Here is a 12,873-nt window from a genome sequence, read left to right as displayed (position 1 = left end):
AGGCTAGCGGCGCAGCCGGAGCACCAGGAACCGGCCGGCCGCTCCGACCGCCAGGACAGCGGCCATCCCCAGCACCGAAGCGGCCGGCAGTGTGAGAGCCAGCAGAAGGCAGCTGAGAAAGCCGGCCACGTTGAGCCACTTCGGGCCGTGGGCCGGGTGCTCCTCGAGGGTGTACGCCGCGGCATTCGTTACCGCGTAGTAGATGAGCACACCGAAGCTGGAGAACCCCACCACCGTCATCACGTCGGTGGTCAGGATCAGGAAAATCACGACGGCGGCCACGGCCAGTTCTGCCACGAACGGCACCGTGTGCTTGCCGCCCACCCGGGCCAGGGTCGCCGGAAGATCGCGCTCCCGCGCCATCGCCAGGGTGGTGCGGCCGACACCGGTGATGAGTGCCAGCAACGCACCCAGGCACGCCGCAGCCGCGCCGGCCTGGACAACCGGCGCGCCGGCGGCGAGCTGCGAGTTGCGTACAGCGTCCAGCAATGGTGCCGTGGTGGCGGCCAGCCGGCCTTCGGTCAAGTGGTTTTGGAGCAGCAGGGCCAACGCGAGGTAGATAACAAAGGCGCCGGCGAGGGCAGCCAGAATGGCACGCGGAATGGTCCTGGCCGGATCCTTGACTTCCTCACCCAGGGTGGCGATGCGGGCGTACCCGGCAAAAGCGAAGAACATCAGCCCGGCCGCCGGCAACACGCCCCCGAAGCCAGCGGTAGCTCCGCCGTCGGATCTTCCGCCTGCCGAACCGACAGGATGCGGCCCCACGATCGCGGCCGCGGCGACGAACACGAGGGTGGCCAGGACGACACACAGCAGGATCCTGGTCAGGAGTGCTGTGCGGGTAATGCCAAACAGGTTCACGGCGGTCAGCGCCACCACCGCAGCGATGGCAACCGGCACCGCGTAGTCCGGTGAGACGTAGTGGCCGAACGTCAGGGCCATGGCGGCGCAGGAGGCTGTCTTGCCGGTGACAAACCCCCAGCCGGCCAGGAAACCCGGCCATTCTCCCAGGCGCTTCCGGCCGTATACGTACGTTCCTCCGCTGGCCGGATACCGGGCAGCCAGTTCTGCGGAGGCTACTGCGTTGCAGTAGGCCACGGCACCCGCGATCAGGACCGAGAGGACCAGGAAATTTCCGGCCAGGCCAGCGGCCGGGGCGAAGACCACAAAAACGCCGGCGCCGAGCATGGAGCCCAGGCCAATGGACGTGGCGTCAAACACGCCGAGCCTGCGTTGAAGCTGCTGGTGTTCGGGCATGGGGGAGGCGGGCCTTTCCAGCGGGTAAACTCAGACGGGATTGTTCCCGGAACGATCCTATGCAGTTTTTATCTTTGTTTTCCTGCTGTCGTCTTCAGAAAGGCGTGCTGTGCTGCGCACACATGACCTCGGATCCCTTCGCTCCGAGCACATTGGACAAACCGTAACCCTGGCTGGCTGGGTGGGCCGCCGTCGTGATCACGGTGGTGTTGCATTCGTGGATCTCCGCGATGCGTCCGGCGTGGCCCAGGTTGTGGTCCGTGAGGAAGAGGTCTTCCATGGCCTGCGCAACGAGTACGTCCTGCAGATCACCGGCACTGTTTCCCAGCGCCCCGAGGGCAATGAGAACCCCGCCCTGGCCACCGGTGCCATCGAGGTCATGGCGGACAAGGTGGTTGTCCTCAACACCTCCGATCCGCTGCCGTTCCAGATCGACGAGCACGTGGAGGTCGGGGAGGAAGCCCGCCTGAAGCACCGCTACCTCGACCTGCGCCGCCCCGGCCCCGCCCGCAACCTCCGCCTGCGCTCCGAAGCCAACCGGATTGCCCGCGAGCTGCTCCACCAGGACGGCTTTGTCGAGATCGAGACGCCCACGCTGACGCGTTCGACGCCGGAAGGCGCCCGCGACTTCGTGGTCCCCGCCCGCCTCGCGCCGGGTTCCTGGTACGCGCTGCCGCAGTCCCCGCAGCTTTTCAAGCAGCTCCTGCAGGTGGGCGGCTTCGAGAAGTACTACCAGATCGCACGCTGCTACCGCGACGAGGACTTCCGCGCCGACCGCCAGCCCGAATTCACCCAGCTGGACATCGAAGCCAGCTTCGTGGACCAGGACGACATCATGGCCCTGGGCGAAAGCATCGTCAAGGCGCTGTGGAAGCTGATCGACGTCGAGATTCCCACGCCCATCCAGCGCATCACCTACGCAGACGCCATGGCGCGGTACGGCTCCGACAAGCCGGACCTCCGTTTCGGCGTGGAGCTGACTGAGCTCACCGAATTCTTCAAGGACACCGGCTTCGGCGTGTTCAAGGCTCCGTACGTGGGTGCCGTGGTGATGCCCGGCGGCGCCTCGCAGCCGCGCCGTACCCTCGATGGCTGGCAGGAATTCGCCAAGCAGCGCGGCCACAAGGGCCTGGCCTACGTCCTCTTCAAGGAAGACGGCGAACTGGCCGGCCCGGTGGCCAAGAACCTGACAGAAACCGAGCGTGCCGGCCTGGCCGACGCCGTGGGCGCCAAGCCGGGCGACTGCATCTTCTTCGCCGCCGGTGAGAAGTCAGCGGCCCGCGCCCTCCTGGGTGCTGCCCGCGTGGAGATCGGCCACCGCACCGGCCTGATCAACCCTGCGGACTGGGCCTTCTGCTGGGTGGTGGACGCTCCCATGTTCGAACCGGCTGCCGCTGCGGTTGCTTCCGGCGATGTGGCTGTCGGCGCCGGCAAGTGGACCGCCGTCCACCACGCCTTCACCTCGCCCAAGCCTGAGTTCATGGACACGTTCGACAAGGACCCGGAATCGGCCCTGTCCTACGCCTACGACATCGTGTGCAACGGCAACGAAATCGGCGGCGGCTCCATCCGTATCCACGAGCGTGACGTCCAAGAACGGGTGTTCGAACTGATGGGCCTGGACCGAGTGGACGCCCAGACCAAGTTCGGCTTCCTGCTGGAAGGCTTCAAGTTCGGTGCCCCTCCGCACGGTGGCATCGCCTTCGGGTGGGACCGCGTAGTTGCACTCCTGGCCGGCGTTGAGTCCATCCGCGACGTCATTGCCTTCCCGAAGACCGGCAACGGCTACGACCCCCTGACGCAGGCTCCCGCGGCCATCACGGCGCAGCAGCGCAAGGAAGCCGGCGTGGACTTCAAGCCGCAGACGAAGCCGGAAGAGCCCAAAAAGGCCGAGTAACTTAGGCACTGCATTGGAAGGGCTCCTCGGGAAACTGGGGGGCCTTTCGCATCGGAAAGGTGGTTCGCATGGGGGCTCCGGTTCCAGCTCCAGTTCATATTCCGGCCTTGCCGGGGCTTGAGGCGCTGATGGACGCCGCCTGGCCGGCCCCCGACCGCGCGGAATCCGTCGGCTGGGTGCTTCGCGCGGCCTCCGGTGTGACGCAGCGCGCCAATTCGGTCTGGCCGCGCGAGCCGGCGGGCGACACTCACCAGCAGCACCAGGCCCTGCGTGCCGCGCGGCTCTGGTACCGCGGCCGGCGCCTGCCGCTGATTTTCCAGGTCTTCGATGATCCCCGCTTCACCGGACTGAATGCCGTCCTCGACGGGGAAGGCTTCACCAGGCAGTCCGAAACTCTGGTGATGTGCCGGGATGCCGGGGCAGACCGCACTGGGCCGGAGGGCGCGGCTCCGCCACCCGGCGTCGAGATCTCCACGGATCCCAGCGATGAGTGGCTGGAGCTGTGGTGGAGTGTGGATGGCCGCGGCGGCCCGACCGAGCGCGAAACCGCACGCAGCATCCTGGCCGGTTGCCCGTCGATTTATGCCCTGGTGAGGTCCGACGACGGCGTTCCCGCCGCCGTCGGCCGGCTGGCCGTCCCTGCCGGTGCGGCAGCTAGCGGTTGGGGCGGGCTGTACTGCATGGCCACCCGCCCGGACGCCCGGCGGCGCGGCCATGCCCTGCGGATCATGCAGGCACTCCTGGACGAAGGCGCCGCCCGGAACCTCGCCGGCTATTGGCTGCTGGTCACCGCTTCGAACCCCGGCGCCCGGCAGCTCTACGCCAAGGCGGGATTCAGGGAAACCGGCCGCTACCTTTACCGGCAGGAACGGCCCAAACGGCACCTGACCGGCTGCTGACGGTGGATGGCGCGAACGGACACTTGAGGCCCCGGGAAACCGGGGCCTCAAGTGTCCGCTCGCGTTTTTGTCCACCTGGGCTGAGGTGCTGGATTATGGTGGACCCATGTCCACCATGTTCGTCCTGGCACTCGCGAGCGTTGCCCTTGCCCTACTGATTCTCCGGGCCGGTCGTGGCGGCGATACCGGGCACGGAGGGCGTCATCAGCCAGATCAACTCCATGGGAACGGCAAGCATGATCTGGTACGCGGTTCCCGCCCTGCTGGTTCTGGCCGGACTGCGTCGGCAGCACTGGGGAGCCCTGGTCCTCCTGGTGACCTCGCTGCTGGCTGTTGGCGTCACGATGTATAACGGCACCGCGTTGTCCATCCACGTGGCCACCATCTTCGCCGCAGGTGTGATGATCGCTGCCATCGTCTTTCTCCTAAGCACCCCGCCCTGGCAGCACGGGCAGGCCCTATGAATGTCACACGTGAACCGGGGAACGCCGCTGTCTCACGACGGTGGCAACCACGATCAGCACGACGGCGGCGCCCAGGCCTAGCCTGGCCACGAGCTGGCCGTGTGGTTCGGCACCGGTGAAGTACATCATGGCCAGCACGGCGGCGATGGGGGTGAACTCGTAGCGCCGGCTCAGCACGACGAACGGAAGGAGCAGCAGTGCGTACCAGGGGTAGCTGGGTGAGACGAGCAGCAGCGTCCCTCCGACCATAAAAACCTGCCCGTCCCACGGCCGGGCGGCGTCGGTTGTCCGCCAGACGTACACGCCCAGACCTAGCAGCAGTACCAGTGCCGCCGGCGTCGCCCAGCTGTCCGGGAGCACCAGCTTCAACAGCGTGAAGCGCGGGCTGTCCTCCCCGTCGTACCCCTCTGAGCGAAGGTATTCGGGCAGGTAGCCCAGTACCGCCCAGCCGCTGGCGAGGACATACGGAACGTATGCCACGGCGAAGGTGGCCGCGGCCGCGGCGACAAAGCGGAAAGGCCGGCGGTAGAGCATTGCCGGGGCGCTGATGGCGGGAATAAGCTTGGTGGCCACCGCCGCCCCGAAGGCCATTCCGGAACCCAGCGAGCGCTGACCCATCAGCAGCAGAGCGGCGGCCAGCGCCAACGCCGCGCCGAGCGCGTCCACGTGGGCGCCGTTGATCGCTTCGAAGGCCACCAGCGGGGACCACGCCCACCACACTGCCTGGTGTGCCGGACGGCCGGCGCGGCGCAGGAACGCCAGCAGCAGCACCGTCACGGCCACGCTCAGCAGCAGCCCCGCCAGCTGGAAGGCAATGAACCCCACCTCGGCACCGGGGATGAGCCGGACGGCCAGGAAATACAGCTCCGCCACGGCCGGATAGACGGTGGGCACGGTGGGCCGGTTGATGGCCGTGCACAGGGTGCCGCCGCCGGGAATGTTGGCGGTGGTCTCAGTGCCGGTGGGAAAGGGGTTGGTGTGGCAGGTAAGGTCCGGTCCGGCGTCCTGGAACAGCCACGCCGGCCGCAGCGGCCGCAGTGCCTCATCGGTCGGCACATACCGGTACGGGGAAATTCCCGCCTTCTGGACGATGCCGTCCCAGGCATAGCGGGCGGAGTCATTGCTGGTGGCAGGCGGGGCAGAAAGGGCCGCGGCACCCAGCAGCAGGGAGCCCAGCAGCACAACGGCGGCCGAGTACCGGGCTGGGACCCGGCGTGCCATCAGGGCGGCCGGGAGGAAAAGTGCCCAGGCCGCCAGCGTTCCTGCTGGGGACACCCACTCCGCTGACTGATCAGTTGTGACGGTCCACCAGACGGCGCAAGCCAGCAAAGCCACCAGCAGCACCGTCGCCACCGTGGCGCCGGCGTGTGAAGGCCCGGTTCCCGCCGGGATGTTACCCGCCCGCCCGTGCGCCTGGCCGCCATGTGCACGGCGGGGTGTGGATTCGCTCACCCCTTGATCCTGCACCGTGTGTGGGCCGTTGGGCCATGGAACCGAGGGAGTGTTCGCATTTTGTAAGGTCTGGCCCGGGACCGGGGGCGGGCCCAAGTGGTCTGATTTGGGTATGGACAGATTGACCGACCTCCTCCAGCAGCGGATGGAGTCGGTGAACAGACGGTTCTCCTCCCGCCTGCGGAGTAAACGGCTGACGGTGGTGCTGGGCCGCTGGCTTGGCTTGGCCTTCGCGGTGTGCTTCCTGACGGGGCTGTTCAGTCACCTCCTGCAGGATCCGCCTGGTTGGATGCTTTTCCCCACCCGCCCGGTGTGGCTGTATGCGGCCACACAGGGCATCCACGTCACCGCCGGGATAGCTTCCATCCCGTTGCTGGCGGCCAAGCTTTGGTCCGTGTTCCCTGAACTGCTGCGGTGGCCGCCGCTCAAATCTTTGGTGCAGGGCCTGGAGCGGGCGTCGATTGCCCTCTTTGTGGCCGCCTCGCTGGTGGAGGTCACCATCGGCCTGCTCAACACATTCCATTGGTACCCTTGGCCGTTCTCGTTCAGGGATGTCCACTATTGGTTGGCCTGGGTGGTCATTGGATCGTTGGCATTGCATATTGCGGTCAAGCTGCCCCTCATCCGGGCGCACTGGAGCCGTCGATCGGAGGCGGCCGCCACCCCGGCTGCTGCACCCGAACCCGGGTGGAGCCGCCGGGGGTTCCTGGCGGCAATCACCGGCAGCGCCCTTGTGGTGGTTATGACGACGGCGGGCCAGTCTTTCGCGTGGTTGGGGGGCCTGAACCTCTTCGCGCCGCGCCGCATGGACACGGGTCCGCAGGGGGTGCCGATCAACAGGACCGCGGCCGAGGCCGGTGTCGCGGGCGCTGCACTGGCCCCGGACTGGGTGCTGACCGTGTCCTCGGGATCGGTGCAGAAGACTTTTACTCTGGCCGAGCTGGCCGCCCTGCCCCAGTATAGCTACGGGCTGCCCATCGCCTGTGTGGAGGGTTGGAGCCAGGACGCCCAATGGCGCGGTGTCCGGGTCCGGGACCTGATGGCGACGGTGGGCGCGCCCGCGGAGGCCGTGCTGCAGATTTCCAGTCTCGAGCAGGGCGGCGTGTATGGGCGCTCGTTCATGCCCGCAGCGTACAGCCAGGACGACATGACCTTGCTGGCGCTCGAACTCAACGGCGCTCCGCTGGACCTTGACCACGGCTATCCGGCACGGATCATCGCCCCCGGCCGCCCGGGGGTGCTGCAGACCAAATGGGTGCACAAAGTGGAGGTGATCTGATGCGGCTGCCACTGTTGGGTCCGCCGGCGACGGTGGAGCGCGGAACAGGGTGGTGGGTGCGGGCAGCTTTGGGCGTCCTGGGCGTGGCCGCCCTCGGCTATGCCCTTTTCGGATTCCTGGCCAATGTGCCGCCTGCTCAGTTGGTGGGCGTGGCGGCCTGGCTTGCCGTGGCCTTGTTGGTGCACGACGGCGTGCTGGTCCCGTTGACAACGTTGGCTGGCGGCGGATTGTCGCGGCTGACCTATGGGCTGCGCCCTGTCCAGCAGGGGATTGTGCGCGGCGCCCTGCTGGTGGGGGCGGTGGTGACCTTGCTGGCAGCCCCACTGATTCGGGCCCAGCAGGTGCTCCAGCCAAACGGCACGGGAAGCGGTGCCAACGAATCAGTCCTGCAGGGCGACTATGTGCAGGCCTTGGGCATCTTCTGGCTGGTGCTGGTGCTGGCCGCGGCAGCGGCCGTGGCCGCCGTCGGACTTTACACGCACCGTTCCAGCGTCAGGAAGACCCGGCCCTGACCCGTCCTGGTGGCGACGGAGGTCAGCCCCACCCGGGCTGCATGGGCGGCCAGCGCTTTCGCGCCGGCGCGGGCCCAGGGAAATGCGGCGCTGACGCGTCCGGCCGAATCCTCCAGCACGGCCAGATAGGCAACGTCGAGGGAATCGTTGGTTTCGGCTTCTGCCAACACCTGACCGCCCGGCGCCAGCAGCGAGGCAACACGCTCCAGCAACGTCCGGATGTTCCCGCCGATGCCGATATTGCCGTCCAGCAGCAGGGCCGAACCCCAACCTCCCTCGTGCGGGACCGGGTCGAAGATGGAGCCGTGGATGGCGGCGCCACCGCGGCTGGTGGCCAGCCGCACTGCTGGGGCGCTCGTGTCAATGCCCATTGCGGCCAAGCCCAGTTCCCGGGCGGCGGCCAGCATTCGGCCTGGGCCGCAGCCCACATCAAGAACGGGTCCGCTAAGGGTGCTCAGCAGTTCGCGTTCGCAGGCGGTGGCCGGGGCGGACCAGCCGAACATGCTGAAGTGGACCGGCCCGATGGGTTCCGGTCGGGCAGATTCCGGGCGCAGCGTCAGGTGCCCCAGTCCGAGGGACAGGCTTCCTTCGTAGGGCTCGTGTCCTCCTTGCCCAAACAAGGCAACCGGGATGGTGCCCCCTGCAGGTGCGCCGCCCGCCCGAGTGCCGGCATCGGTGGAGGCTGTCTGGGTGCTCATTACCGGGCCGCCTCTCGGGTTGGTGAGTCGGCCGGCGCTGGCCAGCCGGGCCAGCTGGTGCGCCTCGGTCTGCGGGGTGGACATTTCCACGCCCCGGACCAGGCCGCCGTCGGGCCGGTGCAGGCCCAGAGCCCAAAAGCCGCCATCCGACGCCGGGCCCATCCAGGCGCCGGGGCGGACCAGTCCGCCAGCAGCCCTTCGAGTGGTGCCCACGAAGCCTGGGGTGTGTCCATGCCCAGGATCAGCAGCGGGCCGGCACTCAGCGAACAGATGGCCGCCAGCCGTTCATCGAGCACGCCGGGCGTGCCCGCGGCGTCGTCGTCCGGTCCGCCCCGCCTGCTGGCCGTACCGGTTCCATCGTGAGGATTGTTCGGCTTTTTCTCCACCCTTCGACCGTAGAATCCGCGGGGCCCGGAGCGGCAGGCGGTAATCCTTACGGAACCGGGACGCTTGCCCTCCGGCAGCCCTGAACGGACTCGCAGCGGCGCGCGGGAACCTATGCTGGGAACGTGAACACTGTCCAGCCCGACGCTGACGCGGTGGACGTTGGCAACCGGCGCATCCTGCTCGTTGAAGACGAAGCCACCATCGCCCAGGTGGTGCACGACTATCTGGTGCTGGCCGGTTTCCAGGTGGATATGGCAGGCGATGGATTCAGTGCCCTCCATCTGGCCCAGACGCGCAACCCGGACCTGATCATCCTGGACCGGATGCTACCCGGCCTGGACGGGGCGGAAGTGTGCCGGCGGATCCGCCGCACACAGTCCATGCCCATCATCATGCTCACCGCGCTGGGCACTGAGGACGACCGTATCCTGGGCCTGGAAATGGGCGCTGACGACTACGTGACCAAGCCCTTCTCGCCGCGTGAGTTGGTGCTGCGGGTGAAGTCCGTGCTTCGCCGCAGCATCAAGGAATTCACCCCGGAGCAGCCCGTGGAACTGGCGGGCTTTGTCCTCAATCCGGCCTCGCGCATCGTCAGATACCGCGATGAGAACCTCACCCTGACAGCACGGGAATTCGATCTTCTGGCGTTTTTTCTGCGCCGCCCCAACCAGGTCTTCAGCCGCGACGTCCTGATCAAGGCCGTCTGGGGCTGGGACTTCGGCGACCTCTCCACCGTAACGGTTCACGTCCGCCGGTTGCGCGAAAAAATCGAGGCCGACCCCACCAAACCCCTGCTGCTGAAAACGGTGTGGGGCGTGGGCTACAGATTTGACGACGGCACAGAGTTGGCAAGCCATGACTAGCGGTGATCTGTTCACCATTATCGCGGTCGTGCTTGCATGGGCCTTGGCAATCGGCGCCGTGACTGTGGTCCTGCAGCGCCTGCTCCGCAGCGCCTCGATTGTGGTCCAGATCCTGCTGGTGGTCCTGGCCACCCTGGCCATCCTGGTGGCGGGAATCGTGACTGCCTTCAATGCCATGTTCATTACTGCGGCTGACCTTCAGGTGATGTGGGTTATTCTGGCGATCGCCTCGTTTGTGGCGGTCGCCGTCGCGGTGCTGCTGGGCGTGGGGGTGGCGCACAACACCAACCGGCTGGCGGGCGACGCCGCCAGAATCGGCCGCGGCGAGAGCGTGGCGCCGCATCGGAAAATGACCTCGGAACTGTCCGCGGTGGCCGCCGAACTCGCCGCCACCAGCCACAAACTCGAAGAATCCAGGCAACGGGAACTGGCGGTGGAGGCTGCGCGGCGCGAACTGGTGGTCTGGGTTTCCCACGACCTGCGCACCCCGCTGGCCAGCATGCGCGCCATGGCCGAGGCGCTGGAGGATGGCGTTGCCGAGGATGTGTCCGGCTACCACCAGAGAATCATTTGCCAGGCCGACCAGATGGCCGTGCTGGTCAATGACCTGCTGGAACTCTCCAAGATCCAGGCCGGAACCTTGGTGCTGAACCACCAGCTTTTGGACCTGTACGACGTCGTCAGCGACGCAATAGCCGACCTCGCCCCTGTCGCGGCCAGCCGGGCCATAACCATCAACGGCGACGCCGTCGCCCCCACCATGGTGGCCGCCGATGGGCCGTCGTTGGCCCGGGCCATCCGCAATGTTGTCCTCAACGGCATCCTGTACAGCACCCCTGGCAGCACCGTGTCCATTGCCGTGACCTCATCAGCCGGCGAAGCGGTAGTGCAGGTGCGAGACGGCTGCGGCGGGATCCCGGAGGAGGACCTGCCCCGGATGCTCGCCGCAGGTTGGCAGAAGGGCACCGGACGCACCAAATCACGCTACAGCGGCGCAGGGGTTGGCCTGAGCATGGTCCAGGGCATCGTCCAGGCCCACCAGGGCACCCTGGAGGTTGCCAACATTGCGGGCGGGTGCCAGTTTTTGTTGCGGATACCAGCCGGCAAGGAGCGCCTGGGACCGGCTCTCTAGCTCCGGTCCCCGCGCAGCGGGGCGGTGGCGAACTCGCGCATGCCGTCCTCAAAACCATGCCGCGGAGCCCAGCCCAGTTCGGCCGTGGCCCGGGCCGAAGTGGCGGTGATGTGCCGGATGTCGCCCAGCCGGAATCGGCCTGAGACCTCAGGGGCCGGGCCGCCGCCGACAGCGCTCAGGACCCCCGCCACCTGTCCGATGGTGTGGACCTCCGGGGCTCCCACGTTGTATGCCCTCAGGCTGCCCGCCGCGATGACCCTGCCTTCCGCCAACGCCTCAATGGCGCACAGGTTTGCCGCCGCCACGTCCGCCACGTGGATGAAGCTGCGGCGCTGGCCGCCGTCCTCGAACACCTGCGGCGCCTCCCCACGGGCCAGGGCCGAGCGGAACAGGCTGGCCACGCCCGCATAGGGGGTGTTTTTGGGCATCCGGGGGCCATAGACGTTGTGGTACCGCAGGGCGGCGGCAGTGCCTCCGGTGGAACGGGCCCACGCCGACGCCAGGTTTTCCTGGGCCAGTTTGGAGGCAGCGTAGACGTTCCGCGGGTCAAGCACTGCGTCTTCGGTGACCAGTGCGGGCAGCAGCAGCTCGCCGGTGGCAGGGTCCCTGGGGTCAAAGATGCCGTGCTCCATGTCCTCCACGCGGCGCGGGCCGGGCCGCACCAGCCGGCCGGCGGAGTCGGTGTAGGCGCCCTCGCCATAGACCACCATGGACGAGGCCAGCACGAGCTTTTTCGTGCCGGCCGAGGCCATGCCTGCCAGGAGCACAGCTGTGGCCAGGTCATTGTTGCGGATGTAGTCCGGCGCATCGGAGAAGTCCACTCCGAGGCCCACCTTGGCGCTCTGGTGGACGACGACGTCGATCCCCTCCAGCGCCGCCGAGACGGCAGATGCATCGCCGACGTCCCCCACCATCAGGGCCGCCCCGGGATTTCCCGGGGGTTGGTCTGGATGCACCGCCGGATCCAGCGAATCCAGGATCCGGACCTCCCATCCGCGGGCCAGCGCGGCGTCGACGATGTGGCCGCCGATGAAACCGGCTCCGCCGGTGACCAGGATTCTCACGGCGCGCTCCGGCCGGGGCGGACGGGTCCGGCGCCCATCACAGTGGCCACGGCGTCGGCGGGCATGAGCGCCATCCGCGGGAATCCGCCGTTGTCCGCCGGCTCCGCGCCGGACAGCCCCGCGGACACCCTCCGCACCGCGGCGGACAGCACGGCCAGGATCCGCGGCTGCGCGGCCGCCAGACGGCCGAGCACCAGCTCCGCGGTCACGGGTTCGGAACCGTCGTGGCCGGTGTCGGCGTCCGTGATGAACGCCAGCGCGGCGAAATGCATGTTCAGCTCCGCCGCCAGCACCGGCTCGGGGTGTTGGGTCATGCTGACCAGATGCGCACCGGCCTGGACCAGGGCCGCGGACTCGGCCCTGGTGGAAAAGCGTGGCCCGTTGATGACTGCCACGGTGGCTGCCGGTGCGAAGTGTTCGCCCTGCAGCTCCAGAGCGGCGATGAGCGCGGCGCGCAGCGGGGCGCTGTAGGGCTCGGCGGCGGCCAGGTGCTGCACCCCGGTGGGCAGCGAGCCATCGTAGAAAGTGTCGGCCCGGCCCCAGGTCCTGTCCAGAAACTGGTCGGGGACGGCAAAGGTGCCGGTTCCGTGGCTGGGAACCAGTCCGCCCACTGCTGCGGAGGAGATGACAGCCTCAATACCCATGCTCTTGAGTGCCCAGAGGTTGGCACGATTGTTGATCTGCTGCGGGGCAATGCTGTGTCCGCGGCCGTGCCGGCTCAGGAACGCGATCACCGGCCCGTCCGCGCCTCCGGGACCGTCCGGTGCTGCCAGCCGGGCAACGGTGACGGGGCTGGAGGGCGGGCCGAACGGCGTCGCGGCGTCCAGCGTGTCCAGCACTGTGGCGCCCGGAAGCCGGTACAGGCCGGTCCCGCCAATGATGCCGATGCGTGCGAAGGGTTCCGAGGGATAGGCCATGCCCCAATCATGCCAACCCGGGCAGCAGCCGTCGCGGGTGGAATCCTTACAC

At 67.9% G+C, this 12,873-nt stretch carries 13 protein-coding genes; 8 read left to right on the top strand and 5 right to left on the bottom strand.

Annotated elements, in window-relative coordinates; all coding sequences use genetic code 11:
* Window positions 1-3: 3 nt before the first annotated feature.
* Window positions 4-1,257: an APC family permease gene (locus AC3IT0_RS12130; protein WP_489320050.1), complete on the bottom strand. Its 1,254-nt coding sequence runs from the start codon at window positions 1,255-1,257 to the stop codon at window positions 4-6.
* A gap of 109 nt (window positions 1,258-1,366) precedes the next feature.
* Between AC3IT0_RS12130 and aspS the strand changes: the two genes are divergently transcribed.
* The 3 genes from aspS (at window position 1,367) to AC3IT0_RS12115 (ending at window position 4,517) form a co-directional block, all read left to right on the top strand.
* Window positions 1,367-3,154: an aspartate--tRNA ligase gene (aspS, locus tag AC3IT0_RS12125; RefSeq protein ID WP_489320049.1), complete on the top strand. Its 1,788-nt coding sequence runs from the start codon at window positions 1,367-1,369 to the stop codon at window positions 3,152-3,154.
* Window positions 3,155-3,222: 68 nt separating this feature from the next.
* Window positions 3,223-4,053: a GNAT family N-acetyltransferase gene (locus AC3IT0_RS12120; RefSeq protein ID WP_489320048.1), complete on the top strand. Its 831-nt coding sequence runs from the start codon at window positions 3,223-3,225 to the stop codon at window positions 4,051-4,053.
* A gap of 173 nt (window positions 4,054-4,226) precedes the next feature.
* Window positions 4,227-4,517 (top strand): hypothetical protein, encoded by a 291-nt coding sequence (locus tag AC3IT0_RS12115; RefSeq protein ID WP_489320047.1) that lies wholly within the window; start codon window positions 4,227-4,229, stop codon window positions 4,515-4,517.
* A 3-nt stretch (window positions 4,518-4,520) separates the two neighbouring features.
* Here the strand turns inward: AC3IT0_RS12115 and AC3IT0_RS12110 are convergent, their stop codons facing one another.
* The gene (locus tag AC3IT0_RS12110) at window positions 4,521-5,969 is read right to left on the bottom strand and encodes a glycosyltransferase 87 family protein (RefSeq protein WP_489320046.1); all 1,449 of its coding nucleotides are present in this window, start codon (window positions 5,967-5,969) and stop codon (window positions 4,521-4,523) included.
* 112 nt (window positions 5,970-6,081) lie between these two features.
* On the opposite strand from AC3IT0_RS12110, the gene AC3IT0_RS12105 reads away from it, so the two are divergent.
* Together AC3IT0_RS12105 and AC3IT0_RS12100 are read left to right on the top strand one after the other, a co-directional pair.
* Window positions 6,082-7,248 (top strand): molybdopterin-dependent oxidoreductase, encoded by a 1,167-nt coding sequence (locus AC3IT0_RS12105; protein WP_489320045.1) that lies wholly within the window; start codon window positions 6,082-6,084, stop codon window positions 7,246-7,248.
* Window positions 7,248-7,760 (top strand): hypothetical protein, encoded by a 513-nt coding sequence (locus AC3IT0_RS12100; RefSeq protein ID WP_489320044.1) that lies wholly within the window; start codon window positions 7,248-7,250, stop codon window positions 7,758-7,760. The genes AC3IT0_RS12105 and AC3IT0_RS12100 overlap by 1 nt, the downstream gene beginning before the upstream one ends.
* On the opposite strand, the gene AC3IT0_RS12095 is transcribed toward AC3IT0_RS12100, so the two are convergent.
* Window positions 7,721-8,671: a DUF2064 domain-containing protein gene (locus AC3IT0_RS12095; RefSeq protein WP_489320043.1), complete on the bottom strand. Its 951-nt coding sequence runs from the start codon at window positions 8,669-8,671 to the stop codon at window positions 7,721-7,723. The genes AC3IT0_RS12100 and AC3IT0_RS12095 overlap by 40 nt on opposite strands.
* An 18-nt stretch (window positions 8,672-8,689) precedes the next feature.
* On the opposite strand from AC3IT0_RS12095, the gene AC3IT0_RS12090 reads away from it, so the two are divergent.
* From AC3IT0_RS12090 to AC3IT0_RS12080, 3 genes are all read left to right on the top strand, one after another.
* Window positions 8,690-8,821, top strand: a complete 132-nt coding sequence (locus AC3IT0_RS12090) for a hypothetical protein (protein WP_489320042.1) — start codon at window positions 8,690-8,692, stop codon at window positions 8,819-8,821.
* A gap of 146 nt (window positions 8,822-8,967) precedes the next feature.
* Complete coding sequence (locus AC3IT0_RS12085; RefSeq protein ID WP_489320041.1) at window positions 8,968-9,708, top strand: response regulator transcription factor; 741 nt, start codon at window positions 8,968-8,970, stop codon at window positions 9,706-9,708.
* Complete coding sequence (locus tag AC3IT0_RS12080) at window positions 9,701-10,840, top strand: sensor histidine kinase (RefSeq protein WP_489320040.1); 1,140 nt, start codon at window positions 9,701-9,703, stop codon at window positions 10,838-10,840. Before AC3IT0_RS12085 ends, AC3IT0_RS12080 begins: the two co-directional genes overlap by 8 nt.
* On the opposite strand, the gene AC3IT0_RS12075 is transcribed toward AC3IT0_RS12080, so the two are convergent.
* Window positions 10,837-11,904, bottom strand: coding sequence for an NAD-dependent epimerase/dehydratase family protein (locus AC3IT0_RS12075; protein WP_489320039.1), 1,068 nt, complete (start codon window positions 11,902-11,904; stop codon window positions 10,837-10,839). The two genes, AC3IT0_RS12080 and AC3IT0_RS12075, sit on opposite strands and share 4 nt — an antisense overlap.
* Window positions 11,901-12,821, bottom strand: a complete 921-nt coding sequence (locus AC3IT0_RS12070) for an MTAP family purine nucleoside phosphorylase (protein ID WP_489320038.1) — start codon at window positions 12,819-12,821, stop codon at window positions 11,901-11,903. Before AC3IT0_RS12070 ends, AC3IT0_RS12075 begins: the two co-directional genes overlap by 4 nt.
* Window positions 12,822-12,873 lie beyond the last annotated feature (52 nt).

This window comes from Pseudarthrobacter sp. KH_020_B (genome assembly GCF_057840185.1).
Note: the sequence above shows the minus strand (reverse complement) of the source record. Positions and strands in the feature narration are given on the sequence as shown.

Bases quoted from the DNA above. Each gene is read 5' to 3' on its own strand.
- AC3IT0_RS12130 (WP_489320050.1), bottom strand. From the start codon at position 1,257: ATGCCCGAACACCAGCAGCTTCAACGCAGGCTCGGCGTGTTTGACGCC.
- AC3IT0_RS12120 (WP_489320048.1), top strand. From the start codon at position 3,223: ATGGGGGCTCCGGTTCCAGCTCCAGTTCATATTCCGGCCTTGCCGGGG.
- AC3IT0_RS12105 (WP_489320045.1), top strand. From the start codon at position 6,082: ATGGACAGATTGACCGACCTCCTCCAGCAGCGGATGGAGTCGGTGAAC.
- AC3IT0_RS12100 (WP_489320044.1), top strand. From the start codon at position 7,248: ATGCGGCTGCCACTGTTGGGTCCGCCGGCGACGGTGGAGCGCGGAACA.
- AC3IT0_RS12090 (WP_489320042.1), top strand. From the start codon at position 8,690: ATGCCCAGGATCAGCAGCGGGCCGGCACTCAGCGAACAGATGGCCGCC.
- AC3IT0_RS12080 (WP_489320040.1), top strand. From the start codon at position 9,701: ATGACTAGCGGTGATCTGTTCACCATTATCGCGGTCGTGCTTGCATGG.
- AC3IT0_RS12070 (WP_489320038.1), bottom strand. From the start codon at position 12,821: ATGGCCTATCCCTCGGAACCCTTCGCACGCATCGGCATCATTGGCGGG.